Here is a 24,663-nt window from a genome sequence, read left to right as displayed (position 1 = left end):
TACAAGAGTCGTATACACGCATTAAACTTACATATTTTATTATTAAAATGGTGTAACCGCTAGTTACGAGTAACCGTTACAGGCTCAGAGAGGTCATAACATCCTTCTAGATCATTTGCATTTGCTCCTACCATTAAACCTTCAAGTCCATCTTCATAACGTAAGTACCAGATAAGGCAAACGCCTGTGCCTGCATCGTCAAAGTTTACTCCCTCTACAGCTGTAAGCGTAGGTGGCAATCCTAAAATCTCACCAGTATCTGATGTAATTACCCAAGTATTAAGCGACCCCATACTGTCACCCGTTAGGCCTAAACCAGAAACCATATCTGGAGTGCCATCTACAGTAAAGGTAAAAGGACCTCCCGTAATTTCGGCAGCTAGGGTTTGGTTACGCACAACTTCTACAGGTTCTGAAAGATCAAAAGGTCCCGTGAGATCGTTAGTATTTCCTCCTACTTCTAGACCTTCTACGCCTTCTTCATATCTCATATACCATATAAGACATACTCCTGGTCCGGCAGCATCAAAATCTACTACAGTTTGTACCGCTTCAAGTGTAGGTGGTAATCCTAAAATCTCCCCTGTGTCTGACGTGATTACCCACGTTCTCTCAGATCCTACAGAATCACCAGTAAGTGATAAACCGCTCACCATATCTGGTGTTCCATCTACACAAAACTCAAAAGGTCCTCCTACAATCTCTGCAGCCATAGGTCCTGCATTACGATTTACGATAATAAAGTTAGATAAATCAAAATCTCCAGAAAAGTCATCTAGATTTTCACCCATTGCAAGTCCAGCTAGACCGTCTTGATAAGCAAGATGGTACACATAACAAGCACCTACTCCAGCATCATCAAAGTTTACTCCTTCTAAGGCATCAATTGTAGGTGGGATTCCTAAAATATTACGATCTGCATCTGTTACCACAAAGGTAGTAACGTCACCGGCAAGTTCACCACTCACTGAGACTCCTGTTACCATATCTGGCATACCGTCTACAAAGAATGTAAATGGACCTCCTTCTAGCATACCTGCCTCTGGAGTGATTGTGTTTGTGTTGTCATCATCAGACTCACAAGATGCAAATAAAGCTCCTAGAGCTAAGCATCCTAATAGCAATTGTTTTTTCATTTGATAGTAATTTGTTTTTTATACTGTAAAACTATTACCATCTGTTATCTTTAAATGTAAGCTAGCTTACATTTGGAAAAATTATGCGACTTTAAGTCTAATTTCATTGCGCGAGAAGTCTAAAAAATTTACTGCCTTGAGATCATTCATTATAGCATTTAAAGTAGGACGTGAGGTTCCTATAAGACTGGCAATATCTTTTTGTGTATATGGGTGTTTTATTACTGTGTCTCCAGTATTGGGGCAGCAATAACCAAAATCTTCGGCAAGTTCATCAAGAAATTCCTTTACACGAGTCGTAGCATCTTTAAAAAGTAACAAATCTAAACGTCGTTCTAATTTTTTAAAACGCATTCCTAAAAACTTATATACTTTGAGACTAAAGGTTCTATTAGACCGCATTAACTCCTGCATCTGCCCTACTGGCACTGGGCACACCATAGTTTGAGCATCTAGCGATTGTGCAAACTCACTGCGAGACTCCTCACCTAGTATTGCTTTTTCGCCAAATAATTCTCCCTTTGTAAGTATTGCACGTACCACTTCTTTACCATCTTCGGCATAGTAACCTAGTTTTACTTTACCCTTTTCTATCAGGTAGACCTTTGTAGCCGCATCTTCTTCAAAGTAGATATAATCTTGCTTTCCGTACTGGCAAAAATGATTGCGCTCTCTATATCTTTTTGTTTTATGTGGGCATAAGGCTCCAAAAACATTTACATCTTCTAAAAACCAAATTTTTGACATCGCAATATGAAGTTAGTGATCATAAGCTATGTCGAACATTTTAACATTTTCTTACAACTATAGTAAATATTGAGAGGTTAATCACGCTTTCGCGAAAGCGTACTCAAAACTGTTAAAAATCTAAGAGCGTCTTATAAATGCTAGCTACTCGCAGCATCATCTACTCCCCATTTATCTAAACTGAGTAGTATATCTCTAAGCGTTTCTCCTCTCTTAGTAAGACCGTACTCTACCCTAGGCGGCACTACAGGGTATACTTTTCTAAAAACCAGTCCATCACGTTCGAGCTCTCTTACCGTTTGAGTAAACATTTTATTTGATATCCCTTTAATGTGCTTTTGGAGTTGACCAGATCTAAGCGGCTGGTCAAGTAAATGAAAAAGAACTAGCGGTTTCCACTTTGTGCCTATAAGTTACATTGTATAATGAAGTGGGCAAATGTTATTATTTTCCAAAAGTTTTATTTTTATATAATTGATAATCATTATTTTACACCTTTTAGTAACTATCATACTTTATGGTGCGTTATTGCCTTATGGCACAATATACTCTAATTTTGACTTTAAAATAACAATCTATGAAAACTGAAAATAATTATCCAAAATCATTTTCCCACATTGGGCTCACTGTTCCAGATATAAAAGCTGCAGTACAATTTTACTCAGAGGTTATGGGATGGTATGTAATTATGGAACCATCTACCGTAAAAAAAGAAACAGATACTGCGATAGGGCAAATGTGTATTGACGTTTTTGGGACAGACTGGGAAGAGTTTGAAATTGCACACCTAGCCACATCAGACGGTATCGGTGTGGAGTTATTTTCATTTCCTCACGGAATGAAAGAAGCTCCTGCTTTTAATCCTTTTAATACTGGGTTGTTTCACTTTTGTATACAAGACCCTCAAATTGAAGAGCTAGTAGAAAAAATAGTGGCTCACGGAGGAAAACAAAGAATGCCTATACGTGAGTATTACCCAAAAGAGAAACCATTTAAGATGTGTTATGTAGAAGATCCTTTTGGGATTGTTTTTGAGGTATATACACATAGTTATGAGTTAACCTACTCATCTGGCGCTTACACAGGCAAACCAGCATAAACAAAAAAACTCCGCTATTACTAGCGGAGTTTTTTTATATACTTAAAAGAGATGTGCTTATGCAGCGCTTTCTTTTTTAATTAAGTTAAGAGCACTTCCCTCACGGTACCAAGCGATTTGAGCATCGTTGTACGTGTGGTTTACTTTAATAGTGTCTTTGCTTCCATCTGCGTGAACGATCTCTACTGTAAGTGGAGTATCTGGAGCAAAATCTGCAATATCTATAAAGTTAAAAGTATCATCTTCTTGAATAAGGTCATAATCTGCCTCGTTCTGGAAGGTAAGACCTAACATACCTTGCTTCTTTAAGTTGGTCTCGTGTATACGCGCAAAAGATTTTACAATCACTGCAGCTACGCCTAGGTGGCGAGGCTCCATTGCCGCGTGCTCACGAGAAGAACCTTCACCATAGTTATGATCTCCTACAACTACAGTTTTAATTCCTGCCTTTTTATACTCACGTTGTGTGTCTGGCACTCCACCATACTCACCTGTGAGTTGATTTTTAACAAAGTTTGTCTTTTTTCCAAAGGCGTTTACAGCACCTATAAGACAGTTATTAGAAATGTTATCTAAGTGTCCTCTATAACGTAACCAAGGTCCTGCCATAGAGATGTGGTCTGTTGTACACTTACCAAATGCTTTGATAAGTAACTTCATACCCTGCATCTCACTATCTTGGATAGGTGTAAATGGTGTTAAAAGTTCTAATCTTTCAGAATCTGGAGATACACTTACAACAACATTACTTCCATCTTCTACCGGAGCTAGGTAACCATTATCTTGAACTTCAAATCCTTTAGGAGGTAATTCCCATCCTGTAGGCTCATCAAATTTAACCTCTTGACCGTCTTCATTAAGAAGCGTATCTGTCATAGGGTTAAAATCAAGTCTACCTGCAATTGCTATAGCAGCAGTAATCTCTGGTGATGCTACAAAGGCGTGTGTATTTGGGTTACCATCTGCACGCTTTGCAAAGTTTCTATTAAACGAGTGTACGATACTGTTTTTTGGCGCATTTTTAGGATCGCTGTAACGAGCCCACTGCCCGATACAAGGTCCACAAGCATTTGTAAAGATTTTTGCCTCTAGATTTTCAAAAATATCTAAAATACCATCACGCTCTGTTGTATAACGTACAAGCTCAGACCCTGGGTTGATACCAAGCTCTGCTTTCATTTTTATTCCTTTATCTATAGCTTGTTGTGCAATAGATGAAGCTCTAGATAAATCTTCATAAGAAGAGTTAGTACAAGAACCTATAAGCCCCCACTCTACTTCTAGTGGCCACTCATTTTTTGTTGCTTTTTCTGTCATATCAGACCCTACAGCTGTAGAAAGGTCTGGAGTAAAAGGACCGTTTAGTAATGGGTTAAGCTCAGTAAGGTTAATCTCAATTACTTGGTCAAAATATTGTTCTGGATTTGCATAAACATCTGCATCTGCAGTAAGGTATTCTTTTATATTGTTTGCAGCATCTGCAACATCTGCACGATCTGTAGCACGTAAGTAACGCTCCATAGAAGCGTCATATCCAAAGGTAGAAGTTGTTGCTCCTATCTCTGCTCCCATATTACAAATAGTACCTTTACCTGTACAAGATAAAGACTCTGCACCTGGGCCAAAGTACTCTACAATAGCACCTGTACCACCTTTTGCAGTAAGAATCTCTGCTACTTTAAGGATAACGTCTTTTGGCGCTGTCCATCCAGATATAGTACCTGTAAGTTTTACACCTATGAGCTTTGGGAATTTAAGCTCCCAAGCCATACCAGCCATAACATCTACAGCATCTGCTCCACCTACTCCTATTGCGACCATACCTAGACCTCCTGCGTTTACAGTGTGAGAATCTGTACCAATCATCATTCCTCCAGGAAATGCGTAGTTCTCAATAACTACCTGGTGTATAATACCTGCTCCTGGTTTCCAAAAACCAATACCGTATTTATTTGAAACCGACTCTAAGAAGTTAAAAACCTCGCTAGAGACATTGTTTGCATTTTTAAGGTCTGTTGCTGCACCTTCTTTTGCTTGTATAAGGTGATCACAGTGTACCGTTGTAGGTACTGCTACTTTATCCTTACCAGCCTGCATAAACTGCAATAGCGCCATTTGCGCCGTAGCATCTTGACAAGCGATACGATCTGGAGCAAAGTCTACGTAGTCTTTACCACGTGTAAATGCCGTAGAAGGCTTCCCATCCCAAAGGTGAGAATATAAAATCTTTTCAGAAAGTGTAAGGGGCTTACCTACAAGATCACGAGCCGCGTCTACACGCTCTGCCATACTTGCATAAACCTTCTTGATCATATCAATATCAAATGCCATATATTTATGTATTAGGTTGTTAAATAATTCCGTTCTAAAAACGGTCTACGAAAGTACAAAATACCCTACTTAATAACAATAGTACAATGGGCGCTTCATCTAGAGAAAGTGAGATTTATGAAGGTGCATAAAAATTAAACTTCATATTACACAATTCTAAAAAAGAACCCCTCCAAATTATCATATTAATAATTTGAAGGGGTTAAATTTATATGTTGCTAATTACGCTTTCGCGAAAACGTTGTATTAAAATGTACTCAATGCATAATTTCCATTAAAAGAGCCAGCTACTAGCTCGCCATCTGTGCGCTGAAATTCAAAAATGATATGGATTTCTTTTTTATTTCTGTCAAGCGAAACAATTCTGAAGAAACCAGAAGAAACGATTTCCTCATCAATAATAAACTCACCGTCTGTCACTTCTCCTTGATTGAGGTTACCATTTGCAACAGTAACAAAATTTGTGAGGTCACCGCCTACATAATACGACTTTTCAATTAAGCTATTTGCAGTGGTTTTAAAGACAGCTGCATCAACATCATTTGCAGATCCATCATCTGTAAGATTATTACTCGTAAGAATAACATCTCCCTCTGGCGTCACATATACCATATCTGTAATGTAAGCAACGCTATTGTACTGAAATCCATTCTCATTACCTAATGTATTATTAGGCACTGTTTCTTCTACTGAGCAAGAAGTAAAAGCTAGTAAACAGCTTAGCGCTGCATAGTATATATATTTCTGCATCATACTTATGATTTGGGGCGTATAAGTCAAATGTATGACAAACACTTCAAATCATCGTTGAAAAACATAAATATTCGATGAAATACACGAATTTGTGTTTTTATTTAAGTATTGAATTATCTTAAATATGCCACATATTGAGAAAAAATTAGACAACACAAACCATATAATAAACATCGTACTGTTTATCAACCACTTGCTGTATATAAAGTATTAGGTAATAGCGCTTTCGCGAAAGCGTACTAAAAAAGATCTTTAATAATAGACTCTATAGTGAGTCCCTCTGCCTCTGCCTTATAGTTTTTAATCATTCTATGCCTAAGGATACCGGTAGCTACGGCCTGTACATCTTCTATATCTGGCGAGAATTTACCATTTACAGCTGCGTGTGTCTTTGCACCAAGTATTAAGTTTTGAGACGCACGTGGTCCCGCTCCCCAGTCTATGTAATCATTTACAATCTGAGCAGCTTTTTCTGTCTTAGGTCTCGTCTTGCTTACTAGATTTACTGCATACTCTATCACATTATCTGCAACAGGGATGCGCCTCACTAGTTGCTGAAACTCTATAATCTGGGCTGCATTTAATAATGCACTTACTGTAGGCTTACTGTCTGATGTGGTCGCTTTTACAACATCTACCTCTTCTTGAAAAGATGGGTAATCAAGATTAATAGAAAACATAAAACGATCTAGCTGTGCCTCTGGCAGTGGGTAAGTTCCCTCCTGCTCAATAGGGTTTTGAGTAGCTAGCACAAAATATGGTAGTGATAAAGGATATCTCTGCCCAGCAACTGTAACCACACGCTCTTGCATTGCTTCTAGAAGGGCTGCTTGAGTCTTAGGTGGTGTACGGTTAATCTCATCTGCTAGAATAATATTAGAAAAGATAGGGCCTTTAATAAACTTAAACTGTCTAGACTCATCTAGTATCTCTGATCCTAATATATCACTAGGCATTAAGTCTGGAGTAAACTGTATACGTTTAAAATCAAGACCTAAGGTAGTGGCAATAGTGTTTACCATTAATGTCTTTGCGAGCCCAGGAACACCTATTAATAAAGCGTGGCCACTAGAAAAAATAGAGAGGAGAATCTCATCTATTACTTTTTCTTGACCTACTATTATTTTTGATATTTCTGTTTTGAGTAATCCGTGCTTTTGCACGAGATTTTTTATGGCTGCAACGTCAGACATCTATTTCTTTATTTTTTTAACCAGTTACTTACAAAATCACAATCACGGTTTTCTCCGTTGATTTTGATATAAGTTTCTGCAATTTTTTCTTCTTGCCACTTCTCTATGGCTTTAATTTGCTTTTGGCGTAAGGCAAGTTCTTTAATCTTTATGTAATCGTTTACATAGTCTGCCTTATGCTCTTCCAGTCTATTGTTTACTGAGTACAAAAGATACTGCTTTTGCCCTGTTCTAGTTTGATCTGTAAAAACAAGTGATACCTCACCATCCTCAAGGTCATCTATTTTTGAGTAAATATCTGGATCTACTTTAGTTAGCTCAAAACGTCTGCTTCCGGTTTGTGGTATTGTAAGTAACCCTCCATCATACTTTGTTTCTTCCTCATCTGAAAACTCTTTTGCAGCCTCCTCAAAGGTTAACTCACCGTCTACAATGCGCTTTCTTACAAGTTTTACTAGATCTTTTGCTTCTTCTTCTTGAGCCTCTTTAATTTCTGGCACAAGCAGTATGTGACGTACATCCTTACGCTCTCCTCTTGTTTTTTCTACATACACGATGTGAAAACCAAACTCTGTCTCAAAAGGCTCACTTATCTCACCATCTTGAAGACTGAATGCAACATCCCTAAACTCTTTTACAAGCGGTGTGCTACGGTCTATTACCATAAGACCACCTTCTGATCTTGAACCTGGGTCTTGAGTATATAGTACAGCCTTTGTCGCAAAGCTACTTCCGTTCTCTAGAATATCTCTACGAAAACCTTTAAGGCGATCTATCACCTTCTGACGCTCTTCTTCTGAAGCCTTGGGCTCAATTACGATTCTTGATATTTCTAACTCTACTCCTACCGTAGGTACTTGATCTTCTGGAATGCTCTCAAAAAATGTCTTAACCTCGTCTGGTGTTACATCTACGGTCTCAATGATTTTATCATTCATTAATTCTGATAAGATAATATCTTTTCTAATTCCAAAAAGTTCGGCTCTTAGATCTGCCATATTATCCTTCTTGTAGAATTCTACAACCTTTTGTTCTGAACCTAACTGGCTCGAAAAACGTTGTATAATTTGATCTACCTCACTGTTTACTCTAGCATCTTGTACGATAAGACTATCTTGAACTGCCTGGTGAGCAAGTAATTTGCTTTCAAGTAAATTACCCATTACTTGGCAAGGTGTAACCTCTGAAGCTGCTTGTCCTTGATTTTTTATATCTGATAGGAACTTATCTATATCACTTTCTAGAATAAGGTACTCTCCTACTACACCTGCAACTCCATCTACCTTAAATTTGTCTATAGATACTTTTATAGTGTCCTTTTTTACTACTGGTGCTTCTTCAACTTCTGTAGTTACTGCTGCAGCAGTCACCTCTGTAGTTTGTGCAAAACCTATTTGTATAGCAAAAAGTAGGACTAATATGTTAGTTGTAAATTTCAAATTTCTTGTTTTTAATAGCATCATCCTTAATCTCCTTTTCAAGCCTTTTTATAAGGGCTAACTTCCTTTTGTTATTAATAATCTGATTTATAGTAGGACGTACATATTCTAACGGTGCGATATCGTTGCGTCCTAGCGTATTTTTTACAGCAATCAAATATAATCCTAATGAATCTCGTAGCTGTATGAAATTTGTTTTTTTTAACAACTGTTTTGAATTTTCGTTGTTAATAATATTTATTTGGTTTATCACAACTCGCTCTTTTACCCATATTGAGTCGTTAAGGAAATGATTTTTATATTGAAACCTTAGAGAATCTAATGTCTTGGCGTCTCTATAATCTGAACTTCGAAATAACTTTTTTAATTCATTTAAGTCGCTATAGTCTTCTTCTACTTGTATAAACTTAAACTGAAGCAAGGGTTCGTTAAGTAAGAAATTCTGTTTATTATTCTCATAAAATGCTTTTGCTTCATTATCTGAAACTATACTATCCAACTGCTTGTTAATAAGCGCATCTTTATAATAGCGTATATATAAATCCTTCCTGTAATTTGTTACTAGCGCCTCAAAGGCTTCTTGATCATCTTTGGGTAAATTACGCATAGCACCATCTAGCAGTAATTGATCTGTCGCCCAATTATTTATATAGTTCTGTACAAAAGACGCACTATCTGTAATCGTATTTGATGACAGAATATCTTTTAATGTTTCTTTTGTAAGTGTATGGTCATTTACTCTAGCAATGACAGTCTCTTCTTCTGTTTTTTGAAAATAACCACACCCAGCCAACAAAAAAGTTAAGCTACCTAAAATAAAAAATGATTTGTAATTACTCATTATATCTAGATATAAGCTTATTTAAAACTGTTTTGTTTACAGTGATGTTACTATCTTCCCTTAGACGATTTACAAATGTATCTTCAAGAAATTTTTGATAATCACTCATAACTTGCCCTCTTACATTTTGTAATGTGTTAGTCATTGCTTTATTAATAGAAACAACTTCATATACCACATAGTTCTCGCCTTCTTTTAAAAGTTCTTTATCTCCTATTCTAACTATTCCAGACATAGGAAGGTCTTCTTGTACATAATCTTTCAAGGTTACTATAATAGGCGAATCGTGCTTTTTCTTTAATACACTTAGTACGCTATTACTATTTTCTCCTTGTGTATTGCGCTTTAAGTAAGTACTGGCAATCTTCTTTTGAGATGTAGTAAAGACCCGCATTGTAAAAGTTTGTGGTGCCTTATACCTTTCTATATTATTAACATAAAATGTATTTAAACCTACACTATCTTTCTGAGCCTTATCCCAGATTTCTGTTTTTAAAAGGTCAAAAAGTAACAATCCCTCTTTATACTCTTTAATAAGAAGACCAAAATCTGAGTCTTGCTCCTCTAGATGTAATTTGTGATAAGTGATTAGCGCATTATTGACAAAATTTTCAACTTCTCTTTTCACAAAATAGTCTCTTGAAACGTATGGAGCCTTGCGATATTTTTTTTCAAGTGCTTGAGCAATATCTTTATAAGTATAAACTTGATCTCCAACCTTAAGTGCCTCTTTTGACAACGCATTATCATCTGTAAACACATTTAACTTCTCATCATAAACCTCAGGTAAAACAGACGTAAAATAGCTTATGATTTCTGGTTCTTGAGTGATCTTGTACTGTTCTCGTAATCTAGTATTAAGTTCTCGTGATAGAACACGAGCACGGGAGTCCTTTGTAACCCTCTTAGTAAGTGAAGGCTTCATTTTTTCAAAAGATAGTACAGGATTCTTCTTAATTAATTTTAAAATATGCCATCCAAATTTCGTTTTAAACGGCTCAGAAATGTCTCCTACTTTATTAAGATCAAATGCCGTATTCTCAAACTTCGAACTACTTAATTGACCTTTTTCAAAAGCACTTAATACCCCTCCTTTTTTTGCAGAGTTTTTATCATCACTATAATTAAGTGCTAATGTTTCGAAAGCTGCACCTTTTGCAAGTAACGCTCTTACTTCTTTGATCTTTTCCTCTGCTATAATACTAGAATCTTTTTGCTTTAAAGCAATCATTATATGAGCAACCTGAACAGACCCCTGTGCTATTCTGGAAGCAGTAGGCTGTACTATATGATACCCAAAACTCGTTCTAAAGGGTTGAGAAACTTCATTAACCTTAGTAGTATATGCGGCGTTTTCAAAAGGATAAACCATTTTAAAAGCCTTAAACCACCCTAAGTCTCCGCCATTTTGCTTGGCAGATGGATCTTCGCTATACTTACGTGCAATGGAAGCAAAATCTTCTCCTGCCACAATACGTTTTCTTGCCTCTAATAATTTAGTAAAAGCCGCTAGCGTATCTTTTGGTAATGCATCTGAACGCACTCTTACAAGAATATGCCTTGCTCGAAGTTCATTTTTAGTTCTATTATAAGCCTCTTCTACAAGCTTATCTGTTACTTGTACATCATTGAGATAATCTTTTGCCAGTTGTGTTCTATATGAGGCTATCTCTTTCTTATAAGACGCTTTGTTATGAAGCCCTTTTCTATAAGCTTCTTGAACTTTAAGCTTATAATCTATATATAGGTCTAGGTATTGTTCTGGTGAGTTTTCTTCTGCGTCGTTTATGAGAGCAAGGTTTTTCTCATAAACACGCACAAAATCTGCTGTAGTTACTTCATCATTATTTACTTTAAGTAATACCTCTTGCTGTCCTAAAGAGACAAAAGACATAAAAAAACAAACTATAAAGAGGTAACGCATATAAGGGATTAGTTATTTGCAAAAATAGGCATAATCAACCACTGTGCAATACCAACGGTTTTAAGTAATCTTTAGTACATCTATGCTGCTGTGTAAGCAGCATATTATATACTTTTGGACTCACATTATAAGAGCAACACCATTGGAAAGACTTAAACTTATATGGGACTTTAGGGGTCCAGACTCAGAAAAAATTGCCCTTCATCACGAGATACATCTTAAAGAGTATGCTAGTGCAAAAGGACTTAACGCACCTCTTACAGGCGTAGAAAGCCAATCTGGAGACTTTGCACTCGCTTATCTCGTTGTAGACAAGGATGCTATGAAACCAGTGAGAGACGACTTAAAACCACACAGAGGACAGCTCTTTACTTAAAAAAGCACCCTTGGCACAGATATTGTCTTCAATCACATATATTTGCACGCGCAAATGATAAACCTTAACAAAACACATACAATGAAAAAAATCGTACTCGCAATGTTAGTCGTGCTATTTACAGCAACAGCTTTTGCACAAAGTAAAGTAGGAACTGTAGATGCAGATTTTATCCTTACAAAAATGCCCGAGCTTACTGCTGCAAATGAAGAAGTAAAAAAATATAATCTTGATCTTGAGTCTCAAATGAAAGTAAAGATTGAAGATTATGAAGCAAAAGTAAAACTATACCAAGCGGGACAAGCAGGCTTTACAGACGAAGAAAGAAAAACTAAGCAAGGAGAAATCATTGCACTAGAAGATGATATTTCAAAATTCCGTCAGAATGGAGCACAACTTTTACAACTTAAACAATCGGAAGTAGTACAACCACTTTATAAGAAAATAGGTGAAGTAGTAACTGTAGTGGCAAAAGAGCAAGGCTTCTCACACATCCTTACTATAGGTAATAATAACAACTTTGCATATGCAGATCCTGCATCAGACATCACGATGGCTGTACTTGCAAAAATGGGTATCAAAATAGAGGAGTAAAATCCTTACTATATCATAAAAAAAGCCGCTCTCTTAAGAAAGCGGCTTTTTTTATGGTTTTACTTGTTAAGTATACTCGCGATATCTGGCTTAAAATAGTTAGGTCCTTTAAGCACTTTACCATCCGCTCTATAAATAGGCTTTCCATCTTCACCCAGCTTACTCATATTAGATCGCTGTATCTCATTAAAAACCTCCTCTATTTTATCTTGCATACCGTGTTCTATAATAGTCCCGCATAAAATATACAGCATATCCCCTAGCGCATCTGCCACCTCTACAAGATCTCCATTATTTGCAGCTTCTAGATACTCTTCATTTTCTTCCTTCATCAAGTTATAACGTAACTCATTTTTGGCTTTAGAGAGTTGAGCCGTAGGTGTAGCCTTTTTATCCAGCCCATAAGTGTCGTGAAAAAGGGTTACGGCTGCTATTTTATTTTTCATAAGTTAAATTTGTTTTATTACGCTTTCGCGAAAGCGTACTCATACGTATTTTTACACTTCTAAAATACTCCAAATGTTTAGCACTGGTCAGGTTATATTCGTACTTTTTTTTGTGATTGCTTTCATAACGCTCATTATATGGAGTTATCGCAAAGATCTTAACCTGCATAAAAAGCAATACAAAGGAAGTAAATGGGTATTGCTAGGTTTTATTGGGTTTGTGGTGCTTCTGTTTTTAATCAAACTGGTTTTAAAACCTTAAAGACTTGAACAACCTACATACAAACACCCCATAAATAGGTCCTTACCCTATATTTAAGTGACTTTCTGACTTACTTAGTAGAAGTTCGTTTAATTTTTGCAAATCTTCTAGATGAATTCCTTTTGCATCAAAAGTAATTTGCTCGCCATTCGTTTTAGTTACTATAAGAGTATTTTCTGTAAGATCTGTACTAGCGATGTGGTCAAAATATATGCGTTTACCATTCCACGAGTTGAGACGTATCATTATTACATTTTTAGTAACCTGCACATCATTCTTATAAATAAAATATCGAAAAAAGTATATCACCTGTAGTAAGAAGCCAGCCGCAGCAATCTTCTTATTTATACTAGGGTTTTCAAATTCATAAAACTCAAAGGTGCCTGCGAGTATACATACCAGAGAAAGTACCAACACGGTAACCCAAAACCAACTATTCTGATTATAATGTATACGTTTCATAAATCTTATTTTCTTATAGTAGGTCTGTACTTTTAAACTTTTGTTACAAGCAAACATAAAAAAGCCAATAATAAAATTACTGGCTTTTTAAATATATGTGTGTGTGTTTACTAGGCTTTAAACAATGGTCTGTGGCCCATCATTTCGTTTACACTTTTTGCAACGTTTTCTAGCACCTCGTCATTATCGTGATGCTGTATTGCCTTGTCTATAAAGTTTGCAATCTCGTGCATATCACCTTCTACAAGACCACGTGTAGTTACTGCTGCAGTGCCTATACGTATACCAGAAGTTACAAAAGGTGACTTGTCATCAAATGGCACCATATTCTTGTTTACCGTAATGTCTGCCTTACCTAGCGCTTCTTCGGCAGCTTTACCCGTTACATCTTTATTGCGTAGATCTATAAGCATCATATGGTTATCTGTACCTCCAGATATAATGTCATACCCTTTAAGCACAAGTGCATCTGCTAGTGTAGTTGCGTTTTTCTTAACCTGCACCATATAGTGTAAAAACTCATCTGTAAGTGCTTCTCCAAAGGCAATTGCCTTTGCTCCTATCACGTGCATTAATGGTCCTCCTTGGTTCCCTGGGAAGATACCACTATCAAGTAGAGAAGACATCATACGCTTCTTTCCACTTTTAAGTGTGATTCCAAAAGGATTTTCAAAATCTTCACCCATAAGTATCATTCCGCCTCGTGGCCCTCTTAGTGTTTTGTGCGTAGTAGTTGTTACTACGTGACAGTGTGGTATAGGGTCTGCTATAATTCCTTTTGCAATAAGACCTGCAGGGTGAGCAACATCTGCAAGAAGGATGGCTCCTACTGAGTCTGCTATTTCGCGAAAGCGTTTATAATCTATCTCACGTGAGTATGCAGAGGCACCTGCGATAATCATTTTAGGCTGCTCTGCAGTCGCGATTTCTTGTATTTTATCATAATTAAGTAGTCCTGTCTCTTTATCTACTCCATAAAAAACTGGTGTATATAAACGACCAGAAAAGTTTACTGGCGACCCGTGTGTTAAGTGACCACCGTGAGCAAGGTCAAAACCTAAAAATTTATCTCCTGGCTTTAAACAAGCGTGAAAAACGGCCGTGTTTGCTTGAGAACCTGAGTGTGGCTGTACGTTTGCATAAGCTGCTCCAAAAAGTTCCTTTGCGCGCTCTATAGCAAGTGTCTCTACCTCGTCTACTACTTCACAACCACCATAATAACGCTTACCAGGATACCCTTCTGCATATTTGTTAGTTAGTACAGATCCTGCAGCTTCCATTACCTGGTCACTTACAAAATTTTCTGAAGCAATAAGCTCAAGGCCATTAAGTTGGCGTTCTTTTTCTTCTTGTATTAGGTCAAAAATGGCGGTGTCGCGTTGCATATTTATAATGTTTGTTAAAGTGATACAAAAATACTATAAACTCTTTTTAAGACTGCTATAAATCCTATATTTGAGGAAGAGATTTACAAACAACTTATTAAAACATATAGAATGCCTCTATCTGCAAACGACCCATCTAGAAAAACGTGGCTTGACACGCCTAAGAATACAGATTTTCCTATACAGAATATTCCTTTTGGGGTGTTCTTAACTCGTGATGATGTAATTACAATAGGTACACGCATAGGTGATTATGCGATAGATCTAGGCGCGCTACATCAGTTAGAGTACTTTAAAGGAATACCTCTTACAGATGATATCTTTTTACAAGACACGCTTAATGACTTTATTGCAGATGGTCGCAAGACGTGGAGACTCGTACGTAACCGTATTTCTGAAATTTTTGAGGAGAGCAACGCAGCACTGCGTGACAATGCAAAAGATCGTGACGTGGTTATCTTTAAACTGGATGAAGTAGAAATGCAACTTCCAGTACAGATAGGTGATTACACAGATTTTTACTCAAGTATTGAGCACGCGACTAATGTAGGTACAATGTTCCGTGGAGAAGAAAACGCGCTTATGCCTAACTGGCTTCACCTACCTGTGGCCTATCACGGCCGTAGCTCTTCTGTAATACCATCTGGAATACCAGTGCACAGACCAAAAGGACAAAAGCTACCTAATGGAGCGACAAACCCAATATTTGGCCCATCAAGACTTATAGATTTTGAACTTGAGATGGCTTTTATAACAACAGATGCAAATAATCTAGGAGAATCTATCTCTACAGAAAATGCCGAAGAAAATATTTTTGGACTTGTACTCTTTAATGACTGGAGTGCGCGTGATATTCAAAAATGGGAATATGTGCCACTAGGACCATTTCTTGCAAAAAACTTTGCCTCATCTATCTCTCCGTGGATCGTCACACTAGATGCTCTTGAGCCTTTTAGAGTAGAAAGCCCAGCGCCTAAAAAAGAACTTTTACCTTATCTTAAGTTTGAAGGTAAAAAGAGTTTTGACATTAACCTTGAGGTGGCATTACAGCCAGAAGGTATGAAGGAGACTACCGTGTGTAAATCTAACTTTAAATATATGTACTGGAATATGAGCCAGCAGCTTGCACACCACACAGTAAATGGTTGCCCAGTAAATGCTGGAGATATGATGGGTAGTGGTACACTATCTGGATCTACACCAGACTCATACGGTTCTATGCTTGAGTTATCGTGGAGAGGTGAGAAACCTGTAAAACTTAAAGAAGGTGGTGATCGCAAGTTTATAGAAGATAATGATACGGTAATTATACGTGGTTACTCTAAGTCTAAGGATTACCCACGTATTGGTTTTGGCGAAGTATCAACTAAGCTATTACCAGTTTTTGAGCCTAAAACAAAATAAGCATACCGAGTAAATGAAGACAATAGCCTTATACCTTGTAATGCTACTAGCGGTCTCTTTTTATGCTAGTGCACTGCTACTAGCCTACTGGTTACTATGGCTTATTTTTGGCAAAATAGCCGCGGCGACCATACTGCTCGTACTTATAGGGATAACGGTAGTAAGAGTACAATTAAAGAAAAGAAGATCGTAAGGTCTTCTTTTTTTTTTACGCTTTCGCGAAAGCGTATACACAACTCTAAACAATCATTCTTTGTAAACACCTTGTAAAATAGGTGTATATTTAGAGACAGTATAAGAAACATCCCTCCTGCTTAGACATACTATATGCTCTTATCTACATTTAATAAACTTTATGATTACCTCAATAATGAAAGTAAAGACCGTGTATGTAAAGGCATAACAGATGAGGCGTGTGATCACGTTGCAAAAAACTTTTTTGCCATACTCTTTACTCACACTTTTACAAAACTAGGTGACACGCTCAGTAACCCAAAAACTGTACTCACCTGGTTAATGAACTATGTAAACGCCCCTGTGTTCCTTATAAGTCTTATAGTGCCTATACGTGAGTCTGGTGCTCTTATCCCGCAAGTAGCGATCTCAAATTATGTTAAAACAAAACCCATACGTAAGTATATATGGATAGCCGGATCTATTATACAAGGCCTCGCCATCGCAGGTATAGGTCTTGTAGCCTTACATTATGATAAACAGGTAGCGGGATGGTTAATAATACTTTGCTTAGTGATATTTAGTCTTGCGCGCAGTCTAGCCTCGGTAAGCTCTAAAGATATAAAGGGTAAAGCCATACCAAAAACTCGTAGGGGAAAACTAGGTGGATACACCTCTTCCTTTTCTGGTATACTCGTGCTCATAGCGGGTTTATATATCACCTATACTTCAAAAACCACAGAAAACATACAGTTTTATACTAACCTAATCTTTTTTGCGGCCTCTATGTGGATTATTGCATCATTCATTTATGCCTCAATAAAGGAGTTTCCTAGCTCGATAAACAAGGATGATAATGAGCGCAATGGAATCATAGATAATTTCAAGTTGCTCAAAGAAGATACACATCTAAGAGATTTTGTAATCGCTAGGTCACTATTATTATGCTCTGCCCTGTCTGCTCCATTTTATGTAACAGCAGCACAAACTAATGTAAAAGACACGAGTTACCTTCTAGGTTTACTCATCATATCTAACGGGCTGGCATCAATTGTAAGCTCACCATACTGGGGTAAAATGGCAGATAAATCAAGTAAAAACACAATGGCATATCCAGTTACTATTGCCTCTATTTGCGGGCTTGTGCTATTTTTTATTATCTCTTTTGGCAATGACCTTAAAACGCAACTATGGTTATATCCTATTGCTTTCTTTATACTGGGTATCTCACACAGTGGCGTGCGTCAAGGAAGAAAAACCTATGTCATAGATATGGCCACTGGTGATGATAGAACAAACTACGTCTCTGTAAGTAATACTATCATAGGTCTCATACTTCTCGTAACCGGTGGGATAAGTGCTCTTTTATCACTTATCTCTGTAGAGAGTGTGATACTTGCACTCTCCGTAATAGGACTTCTAGGAGCCGTAAAGAGCTACAAATTACGCAATGTAGAAAAGTCTACAGAAGACGATGAGTAATCTACTAGCTATAAATACGATACGTCTTACGCTTTCGCGAAAGCATAAAACATAAAAGTAACAGCATAATAAAATAAAGGGCTATCTTCTCAGATAGCCCTTTATACAACTTAATAACCTTAAAAATTAAGCTGCTCTATAGACAGGTATAACAATCACCCTCTAGAGCATAGAGCTGACTGATTTCAGTAGGATTTAAAGTACTATTATACACTCTAAGGTCATCTAGATAACCCTGAAAGCCCTGTCCAAGTGTGTATACATTAAGTGCTGTACTTCCTATATCTAGTACAGCGTTTGTAATTTCATTACGTAAAATACCGTCTCTGTAAAGTCTCACCGTATTACTCTGATCTACAGTTACCACAAGGTGATGCCAGTCTGTATTAGCCCAAGTAACATCCACCTCGTTAGACCAGTCTTCATCCCAAATACTAAAGTTTCCACTAGAAAAAATGGGTGCGTTAAGGTCATATGCACCTAGTTGAAACCCTTCTCCAGAAGAAGTTCCTTTTTGAAAAAACACCTCGTAATCTCCAGGGTTTTCGTTTTGCATTTTAAACCAAATGCTTATAGAGAAAGCGTCTCCTTGTAACAGTGTATTCTCATCTGTCACGGGTATTGTAAAATCATTTTGTGCAAAAGCAATTGCACAGTGATCATTACCATCTCTGTCTACCACACAGTCATTAAGAGCAGTCTCATTATAATAACCGCTCAAAAGTTCTAATGGATACTCAGACATAGGCATATAGATTACAGCCTCTTCAAGAAACAATTGTGGGTTGTCACAACAATCTACCACAGTGAGGTCTAAGAATATAATTTTATATGTACTAGGATCACTAAGTAAACTTATACGAGACCAGATTACTATATCACCAGTAAACTCATACGTTTCTGGATTAGAAATAGCATTTATCTCTGCCATTGCATCTTCTTCAGAAATGTAGTAATCTACATTTACCTCTGTGGTATCACATCCTAAAAGAGCAGCTTCTAGATCTAGGCTAGCTTCATTTGTAGTACCATTATCGCACACACCCAGTATGGCACTTGTAAAACAATCTAGTGGCTCATTAAAACAGTTACGTTCAAAAACTAGAGTGTCGTCACCTCGTTGCATTAATAATGTGGTCACGCTGCACTCTGTAACTGTCCAGTCGCCTTGTAACTCTTGACTAAGCACCGGGATACTTGTAAACGAGAGAACACCACCTAAGTCAGACTGTGAGGTAGACCAGGTAGACTCAACAAAGGTGTTTACATCATAAAAGAACATATAACCATCTTCTGAACTAAAGAAAAAGGTATAATTACTTAAGGTATTTTCCTCATTATATGATGTGATTTGCCAGTAACAACTCGTCAGGTATTGATCTATTTGCTCTTCTGGACAGCCTTGTTGCGTCTCGAAGTCTATACCATCATCCTCATCACAACTTGATACCGCTTCAACAAGAGCATCTTCTAGGGCCGTATAGTCTGTAATCTCTACGATGGTACCATCGTGATTTAATAATGATATGGGAAATGCAACTCCTACTACATTGCTACTACCTGTGTAAGAGGTTATAAATCCTAGTAGCTGTGCATCGCTACTTACAGTGACAGTTTCGGCAACTTGAAATTCTGGATCAAATGTGTTGAAGGTAATAGGATATTGAAAATCTACACATTCTATATCTATATCTGATAATGAAGGGTCACTACAAGTCTCTACAAGGGCATCCATTTCATCTTGTGATGTTGCAGTAACAACTTCGTGACTCATTAAAATCACATCTACAGGGTAGTTTATAGTAATAGAATCTTCAGGGTGCTCATAATGATGTTCTTCAACTGTAATTAAATCTTCTTGATTCTCTACGGTAAAGGTAGATGAGCCTAACTCAATAGTCATAGGCAACACCATCTCAAGGCAGCTTGCTCTGTCTATAATATTATCTATAGAGCCATCATTAAGCGCCACATTATGCATAAACTGTAACAGTTGTGCACTTGCATTTGCCTCGTTTATCACCTCTGTAAGCGACTCATCTTGAGATAAATCATCTTGACAACTCACTGCGCCTATAAGCACTATAAATAGCGATAGGCTAGCGAGGTTATAACGTAAAGACAGGTTTTTAAAAATCATAATGAAATAATCGCTTGAGTGATTACAATTATAGAACATCTACATTTAAAAAACTCCTACCTTGCCCTAGTAATTATAAGTGTTTATTTAATATTGCAGTATCAATGAGTAGTAAAAATAAACAAGGTGTTTGCAAAGAAACTGTTTATAACAGGGTCTTTAACGCGCATTCTAAAAACCTATTCAACTTTTTATATTACAAGTACGGAAGCCTTTACAACCCTGAGGATAAGGTGCAAGAAGCATTTGTGAAGTTATGGGAAAATTGCTCAAAAGTACCCGAGGCCAAAGCAAAGAGTTATCTCTTTACCATCGCAAATAACCTTACACTTAATGCTTACGCACATCAAAAGGTAGTTTTAAAGTTTAGACAAACAAAGCCGCAAAGCTATACTAATGAGTCTCCAGAATTTGTACTAGAAGAACAAGAGTACAACGCACGACTACAAGCGGCCATTGCAAATTTAAGTGAAGCACAACGTAGCGCATTTCTATTAAACAGAATAGAAGGGAAAAAACACAAAGAAATTGCAGAGATGCTAGGCATCTCAAAAAAAGCAGTCGAAAAGCGCATCTACGGGGCGCTGGCAAAGCTTAAAAAAGAAATTACAGAACTTAAGTAGGACTTTCTTAACGCACACTGTTATATACACAGGTAATACTATGGAAAGAGAACAATTAATATCAAAATGGCTAGACAACGAGCTTTCTGAAGCAGAGCTACAGGCGTTCAAAAGTCTTGAAGACTATGATGATCTCGTGCGCATTGCAGAGACCACAAAGCAACTAGAACCGCCAGTATATCATACTCCCGGAGAATACAAGAGACTAAGAAAAACATTAGATACAGATAAAAAATCTGTTATAATACATTTAAAACCGCTACTTAAAATTGCAGCAGTTCTCATCTTATTTGCTGGTATTTACTATGCAACAACCTCAACTCAAAAAACAGTAAATCTACAAACAGACATTGCCCAAAAAGAAGTTATTACCCTACCAGATAACTCTGTAGTTACCGTAAATGCAATGACTAACTTATACTATGACCCAACCACTTGGGATGATAACAGAGCCGTAACGCTAGATGGTGAAGCATATTTTCAGGTAGCAAAAGGCGCAACTTTTAGTGTAGAAACCCCTAATGGACTCGTCTCAGTACTAGGCACACAATTTAATGTACGTACAAGAGATCAATATTTTGAAGTATATTGCTATGAAGGCTCTGTACAAGTAGAGACAGCAACAAAAACTGTGATATTAAAACCTGGAGACCGCTTTCGCGAAAGCGTAAAAATCTCAAGTAACACACCTCAATCTACCACACTACAACCATCTTGGGTACGTGACGAAACTTCTTTTGAAAAAACACCTCTTAAAGAAGTGCTTAAAGAATTTGAAAGACACTATGATGTATCTGTAACGGTTGACAAGGAGGTTGAAAATGTGCTCTTTACAGGTTCTTTTACTCATACTAATATGAAAATTGCCTTAAAGTCAATAAGCTTACCGTTTAATTTATCCCATAAAAAACAGGGAAATAAGGTAACTTTATCTCGTGACTAAAAAAGGAGTACTTATATGCTGTACCTTACTTTGTTGCTTATTTTTTTCTGATTTAAAATCTCAAGAACAAAATACAGCAACCGTACCTCTAGCCACAGTTTTAAGTAAAATAGAGACGCTCTTTAATGTGAGCTTTTCTTATGCAGATCATATTGTTGCTCCTGTATACACAAGAGATTTAATAGATAATAGTACGCTAGCACAGGCACTATCTCTTATAGAGAACACCACAGATTTAAGCTTTGACTTTCTTAATGAACGTTTTATAGTCATCACAGAAAATATTATAAGTGAGGTGCAAGAGCTTGACCAGATTTACATCTCAAACCTTCTTACTACCGGGATTTCAAAATCTAGATCTGGGGTAACACGCATAAAACCGGCACAGTTTGGTATACTACCGGGTATTATAGAACCAGATGTTTTACAAACGGTACAAGCATTACCCGGTATTATAAGTACAGAAGAAACCGTGTCTAATGTTAATATAAGAGGTGGTACAAATGATCAAAATCTTATTTTATGGGATGGTATAAAAATGTATCAATCTGGACATTTTTTTGGTCTCATATCTGCCTTTAACCCCTATCTAACTAAACGTGTAGAAGTAATTAAAAATGGCACAAGTGCGCGATATGGAGATGGTGTATCTGGAACTATAAATATCGAGCTAGATGACAAGGTTGCTGCAGACTATGAAGGGAGTATAAGCGCAAACTTACTCCATTTTAAAGGTTATACAACTTTACCGCTTTCTAAAAAAATCACCCTCTCACTCTCTGCAAGAAGGTCTAACACAGACTTTATACAAAGCCCTACATATACGAGCTATACAGATCGCATTTTTCAAGACACAGACTTAAGTGTAAATAGTGATAAAGACTCACAAGTATCTGACCTTAACTTCTACTTTTATGATGTAAGCACAAACCTTATTTACGACATCACAGAAAAGGACAATCTAAAAATAAGCGCCACCAGTATTTACAATAAATTAGGTTATGATGAGACTATCAAAGCACTAGACATTAATGAACGTAGTGGTATTAATCAAAGTAATAATGGAGTGCGACTAGCTTATACCAGAAAGTGGAATGATAAACACACTACAGATTTTACACTTTATCTATCTAACTATAATCTTAATGCACGTAATTTTAATTTAGAAAATGGCCAGCAACTAGATCAAGAAAATGAGGTGCTTGATATAGGGTCAAAATTACAGCTAAGCAGTAAACTAAGTGACTCCTTTATATGGAACAATGGATACCAATTTACAGAGGTAGGCGCACGTAATCTCGCTCAGACTAATAGACCTGTTTTCTTTAATAATACCCGCGATGTGATACGCACACATAGTCTATACTCTGAGCTTTCATATTTATCACCTTCTAAGGAAACTCAATTTATTACTGGTGTAAGAGGTAATTACCTAGATGCGTTTAATACAGTTATTATAGAGCCTAGAGTACGCTTTAGCCAGCGAGTTTTGAGTTATTTTAAAGTAAGCGCCTTAGGTGAATTTAAAAGTCAATCTATCTTTCAGATCATAGATCAACCTAATGACTTTTTGGGATTACAACGCAGTCGCTGGGTCGCTGCAAATGATGACACGCTACCCGTTTTAAAAAGTAAACAAGCCTCCGTGAGTCTAGATTACACCCAAAACAAGTGGCTATTAAGCCTAGAAGGATATGTAAAAAATGTAGATGGAATTTCCTCTCGTAGTCAAGGCTTTCAAAATCAGTTTCAATTTACAAATGCGGTAGGCTCATATGATGTGATGGGTATAGACTTCTTAGTAAATAAACAGTTTAATAAGTTTGGCTCTTGGCTGTCATACTCGTTTAGTAAAAATAATTTTGATTTTGAGAGTTTAAATAATGGTAGTCGCTTCCCTAATAACACAGATATAAGGCACTCTCTCACTTATGGCTCTACGTATACCATTAATGATTTTAAATTTTCTTTAGGTTTTAACTGGCGTACAGGCACACCTCTTACACAACCACGAGAAGAACAACCTATTGTAAATGGAGCAATTATTTATGACTTACCCAATAGTAGTCTCTCAGATAGCTTCTTACGTTTTGATATATCTGCCATATACAAATTTCAACTTTTTGATAAAGATGTACAGGTAGGAGCTTCTATCTGGAACTTACTAGACAACAATAATATTCTTAACACTTATTATCTAATTAACAGTGAAGATGAAATTCAAAAAATCACGGTTAAGTCGCTAGGTATCACCCCTAACTTTAGTCTTCAGTACAGTTTTTAATACGTTATAGCAGCAGCAACGTGTTTACCTGGCAGCTTGCTTCTACCGTTTAAGAAATCGAGTTCTATAATAAAATTACACTGTACTACCTCTCCTCCTAGCTCCTCAATCATTGCAACGACAGCTGCAGCCGTCCCACCCGTGGCAAGTACATCATCGTGCAGTAACACTTTATCTCCCGGCTTTATAGCATCACTATGCATCTCTAGCACATCTGTACCATACTCGAGATCATATTCTTTCTTAATGGTAGTATAAGGTAGTTTATTAGGCTTACGCACGGGTACAAATCCAGCATTGAGTCTTTTCGCAAGTAATGGACCATAAAAGAAACCTCTCGCTTCAATTCCTACTACTACATCTATTGCTAATTCTGGCACTAATGTGTATAGAATTTCTTCCGCTTTCGCGAAAGCGGTCTTATCTCCCAGCAAAGGTGTAATATCTTTAAAAGTTATTCCTTCTTTGGGAAAGTCTTGAATGTCTCTTATGTAATCTGAAATTTGCATAGATAAAGTGAGTATTTATAGCACTAAGATATATAAAAGTTTCTGCCTTAAATTAATCTATGATGTAAAACACTGAATGAACGACAACTATACTTTTGTATAGAAAAATTAATCTC

General features: G+C 37.0%; 23 protein-coding genes. 9 read left to right on the top strand and 14 right to left on the bottom strand.

Annotation, left to right across the window (positions count from 1 at the left end):
• Window positions 1-59 precede the first annotated feature (59 nt).
• The 3 genes from ACFO5T_RS13150 to ACFO5T_RS13140 all read right to left on the bottom strand — a co-directional run bounded on the left by ACFO5T_RS13150 (window position 60) and on the right by ACFO5T_RS13140 (window position 2,293).
• Window positions 60-1,136 carry a hypothetical protein gene (locus tag ACFO5T_RS13150; protein WP_299151367.1) on the bottom strand — a complete coding sequence of 359 codons (1,077 nt, stop codon included), beginning with the start codon at window positions 1,134-1,136 and terminating at the stop codon, window positions 60-62.
• A gap of 81 nt (window positions 1,137-1,217) precedes the next feature.
• Window positions 1,218-1,883, bottom strand: coding sequence for a Crp/Fnr family transcriptional regulator (locus tag ACFO5T_RS13145; RefSeq protein WP_021779280.1), 666 nt, complete (start codon window positions 1,881-1,883; stop codon window positions 1,218-1,220).
• Window positions 1,884-2,023: 140 nt separating this feature from the next.
• Window positions 2,024-2,293, bottom strand: coding sequence for a winged helix-turn-helix transcriptional regulator (locus tag ACFO5T_RS13140; RefSeq protein ID WP_380035567.1), 270 nt, complete (start codon window positions 2,291-2,293; stop codon window positions 2,024-2,026).
• 167 nt (window positions 2,294-2,460) lie between these two features.
• On the opposite strand from ACFO5T_RS13140, the gene ACFO5T_RS13135 reads away from it, so the two are divergent.
• Complete coding sequence (locus ACFO5T_RS13135) at window positions 2,461-2,982, top strand: VOC family protein (RefSeq protein ID WP_380035192.1); 522 nt, start codon at window positions 2,461-2,463, stop codon at window positions 2,980-2,982.
• A 57-nt stretch (window positions 2,983-3,039) separates the two neighbouring features.
• On the opposite strand, the gene ACFO5T_RS13130 is transcribed toward ACFO5T_RS13135, so the two are convergent.
• From ACFO5T_RS13130 to ACFO5T_RS13105, 6 genes are all read right to left on the bottom strand, one after another.
• Window positions 3,040-5,313 carry an aconitate hydratase gene (locus ACFO5T_RS13130; RefSeq protein WP_375251976.1) on the bottom strand — a complete coding sequence of 758 codons (2,274 nt, stop codon included), beginning with the start codon at window positions 5,311-5,313 and terminating at the stop codon, window positions 3,040-3,042.
• 246 nt (window positions 5,314-5,559) lie between these two features.
• Window positions 5,560-6,066, bottom strand: a complete 507-nt coding sequence (locus tag ACFO5T_RS13125) for a hypothetical protein (RefSeq protein WP_380035189.1) — start codon at window positions 6,064-6,066, stop codon at window positions 5,560-5,562.
• A gap of 239 nt (window positions 6,067-6,305) precedes the next feature.
• Window positions 6,306-7,259, bottom strand: coding sequence for an AAA family ATPase (locus ACFO5T_RS13120; protein ID WP_380035186.1), 954 nt, complete (start codon window positions 7,257-7,259; stop codon window positions 6,306-6,308).
• Window positions 7,260-7,267: 8 nt separating this feature from the next.
• Window positions 7,268-8,698 (bottom strand): peptidylprolyl isomerase, encoded by a 1,431-nt coding sequence (locus tag ACFO5T_RS13115; protein WP_380035183.1) that lies wholly within the window; start codon window positions 8,696-8,698, stop codon window positions 7,268-7,270.
• Complete coding sequence (locus ACFO5T_RS13110) at window positions 8,682-9,539, bottom strand: peptidyl-prolyl cis-trans isomerase (protein WP_380035180.1); 858 nt, start codon at window positions 9,537-9,539, stop codon at window positions 8,682-8,684. Before ACFO5T_RS13110 ends, ACFO5T_RS13115 begins: the two co-directional genes overlap by 17 nt.
• A complete protein-coding gene (locus ACFO5T_RS13105; protein ID WP_380035177.1) occupies window positions 9,532-11,433 on the bottom strand; it encodes a peptidylprolyl isomerase in 1,902 nt (633 codons plus the stop codon). Before ACFO5T_RS13105 ends, ACFO5T_RS13110 begins: the two co-directional genes overlap by 8 nt.
• Before the next feature lie 172 nt (window positions 11,434-11,605).
• Between ACFO5T_RS13105 and ACFO5T_RS13100 the strand changes: the two genes are divergently transcribed.
• Both ACFO5T_RS13100 and ACFO5T_RS13095 read left to right on the top strand, forming a co-directional pair.
• Window positions 11,606-11,839, top strand: a complete 234-nt coding sequence (locus ACFO5T_RS13100; RefSeq protein ID WP_380035174.1) for a hypothetical protein — start codon at window positions 11,606-11,608, stop codon at window positions 11,837-11,839.
• Between the two features lie 81 nt (window positions 11,840-11,920).
• Complete coding sequence (locus ACFO5T_RS13095; protein WP_380035171.1) at window positions 11,921-12,433, top strand: OmpH/Skp family outer membrane protein; 513 nt, start codon at window positions 11,921-11,923, stop codon at window positions 12,431-12,433.
• 59 nt (window positions 12,434-12,492) lie between these two features.
• Here ACFO5T_RS13095 and ACFO5T_RS13090 read toward each other — a convergent pair whose 3' ends face one another.
• The 3 genes from ACFO5T_RS13090 to glyA form a co-directional block, all read right to left on the bottom strand.
• Complete coding sequence (locus ACFO5T_RS13090; RefSeq protein ID WP_380035168.1) at window positions 12,493-12,879, bottom strand: pyrophosphohydrolase domain-containing protein; 387 nt, start codon at window positions 12,877-12,879, stop codon at window positions 12,493-12,495.
• Window positions 12,880-13,183: 304 nt separating this feature from the next.
• Window positions 13,184-13,603 carry a hypothetical protein gene (locus ACFO5T_RS13085; RefSeq protein WP_380035165.1) on the bottom strand — a complete coding sequence of 140 codons (420 nt, stop codon included), beginning with the start codon at window positions 13,601-13,603 and terminating at the stop codon, window positions 13,184-13,186.
• A 110-nt stretch (window positions 13,604-13,713) separates the two neighbouring features.
• Entirely contained in the window at window positions 13,714-14,988 is a 1,275-nt protein-coding gene (gene glyA, locus ACFO5T_RS13080) for a serine hydroxymethyltransferase (protein WP_375251969.1), read from the bottom strand.
• 111 nt (window positions 14,989-15,099) lie between these two features.
• Between glyA and fahA the strand changes: the two genes are divergently transcribed.
• From fahA to ACFO5T_RS13065, 3 genes are all read left to right on the top strand, one after another.
• The gene (gene fahA / locus ACFO5T_RS13075) at window positions 15,100-16,392 is read left to right on the top strand and encodes a fumarylacetoacetase (protein ID WP_380035162.1); all 1,293 of its coding nucleotides are present in this window, start codon (window positions 15,100-15,102) and stop codon (window positions 16,390-16,392) included.
• Between the two features lie 13 nt (window positions 16,393-16,405).
• Window positions 16,406-16,585, top strand: a complete 180-nt coding sequence (locus ACFO5T_RS13070) for a hypothetical protein (protein ID WP_035324969.1) — start codon at window positions 16,406-16,408, stop codon at window positions 16,583-16,585.
• 134 nt (window positions 16,586-16,719) lie between these two features.
• Window positions 16,720-18,048 carry an MFS transporter gene (locus ACFO5T_RS13065; RefSeq protein WP_380035158.1) on the top strand — a complete coding sequence of 443 codons (1,329 nt, stop codon included), beginning with the start codon at window positions 16,720-16,722 and terminating at the stop codon, window positions 18,046-18,048.
• A 136-nt stretch (window positions 18,049-18,184) separates the two neighbouring features.
• On the opposite strand, the gene ACFO5T_RS13060 is transcribed toward ACFO5T_RS13065, so the two are convergent.
• Entirely contained in the window at window positions 18,185-20,188 is a 2,004-nt protein-coding gene (locus tag ACFO5T_RS13060; protein WP_380035155.1) for a LamG domain-containing protein, read from the bottom strand.
• A 104-nt stretch (window positions 20,189-20,292) separates the two neighbouring features.
• Here ACFO5T_RS13060 and ACFO5T_RS13055 point away from each other — a divergent pair, with 104 nt between their 5' ends.
• The 3 genes from ACFO5T_RS13055 to ACFO5T_RS13045 are packed head-to-tail and all read left to right on the top strand — an operon-like array spanning window position 20,293 to window position 24,038.
• Window positions 20,293-20,811, top strand: coding sequence for an RNA polymerase sigma factor (locus ACFO5T_RS13055; protein ID WP_380035152.1), 519 nt, complete (start codon window positions 20,293-20,295; stop codon window positions 20,809-20,811).
• 40 nt (window positions 20,812-20,851) lie between these two features.
• Entirely contained in the window at window positions 20,852-21,754 is a 903-nt protein-coding gene (locus ACFO5T_RS13050) for a FecR family protein (protein ID WP_380035149.1), read from the top strand.
• A complete protein-coding gene (locus ACFO5T_RS13045) occupies window positions 21,747-24,038 on the top strand; it encodes a TonB-dependent receptor plug domain-containing protein (protein ID WP_380035146.1) in 2,292 nt (763 codons plus the stop codon). Before ACFO5T_RS13050 ends, ACFO5T_RS13045 begins: the two co-directional genes overlap by 8 nt.
• Here ACFO5T_RS13045 and ACFO5T_RS13040 read toward each other — a convergent pair.
• Entirely contained in the window at window positions 24,035-24,547 is a 513-nt protein-coding gene (locus ACFO5T_RS13040) for an adenine phosphoribosyltransferase (RefSeq protein ID WP_380035143.1), read from the bottom strand. The genes ACFO5T_RS13045 and ACFO5T_RS13040 overlap by 4 nt on opposite strands.
• Between the last annotated feature and the right edge of the window lie 116 nt (window positions 24,548-24,663).

It is taken from the genome of Dokdonia genika (genome assembly GCF_042652845.1).
GTDB classification, from domain to species: domain Bacteria; phylum Bacteroidota; class Bacteroidia; order Flavobacteriales; family Flavobacteriaceae; genus Dokdonia; species Dokdonia donghaensis.
This window is presented reverse-complemented; position numbering and strand designations above follow the sequence as displayed.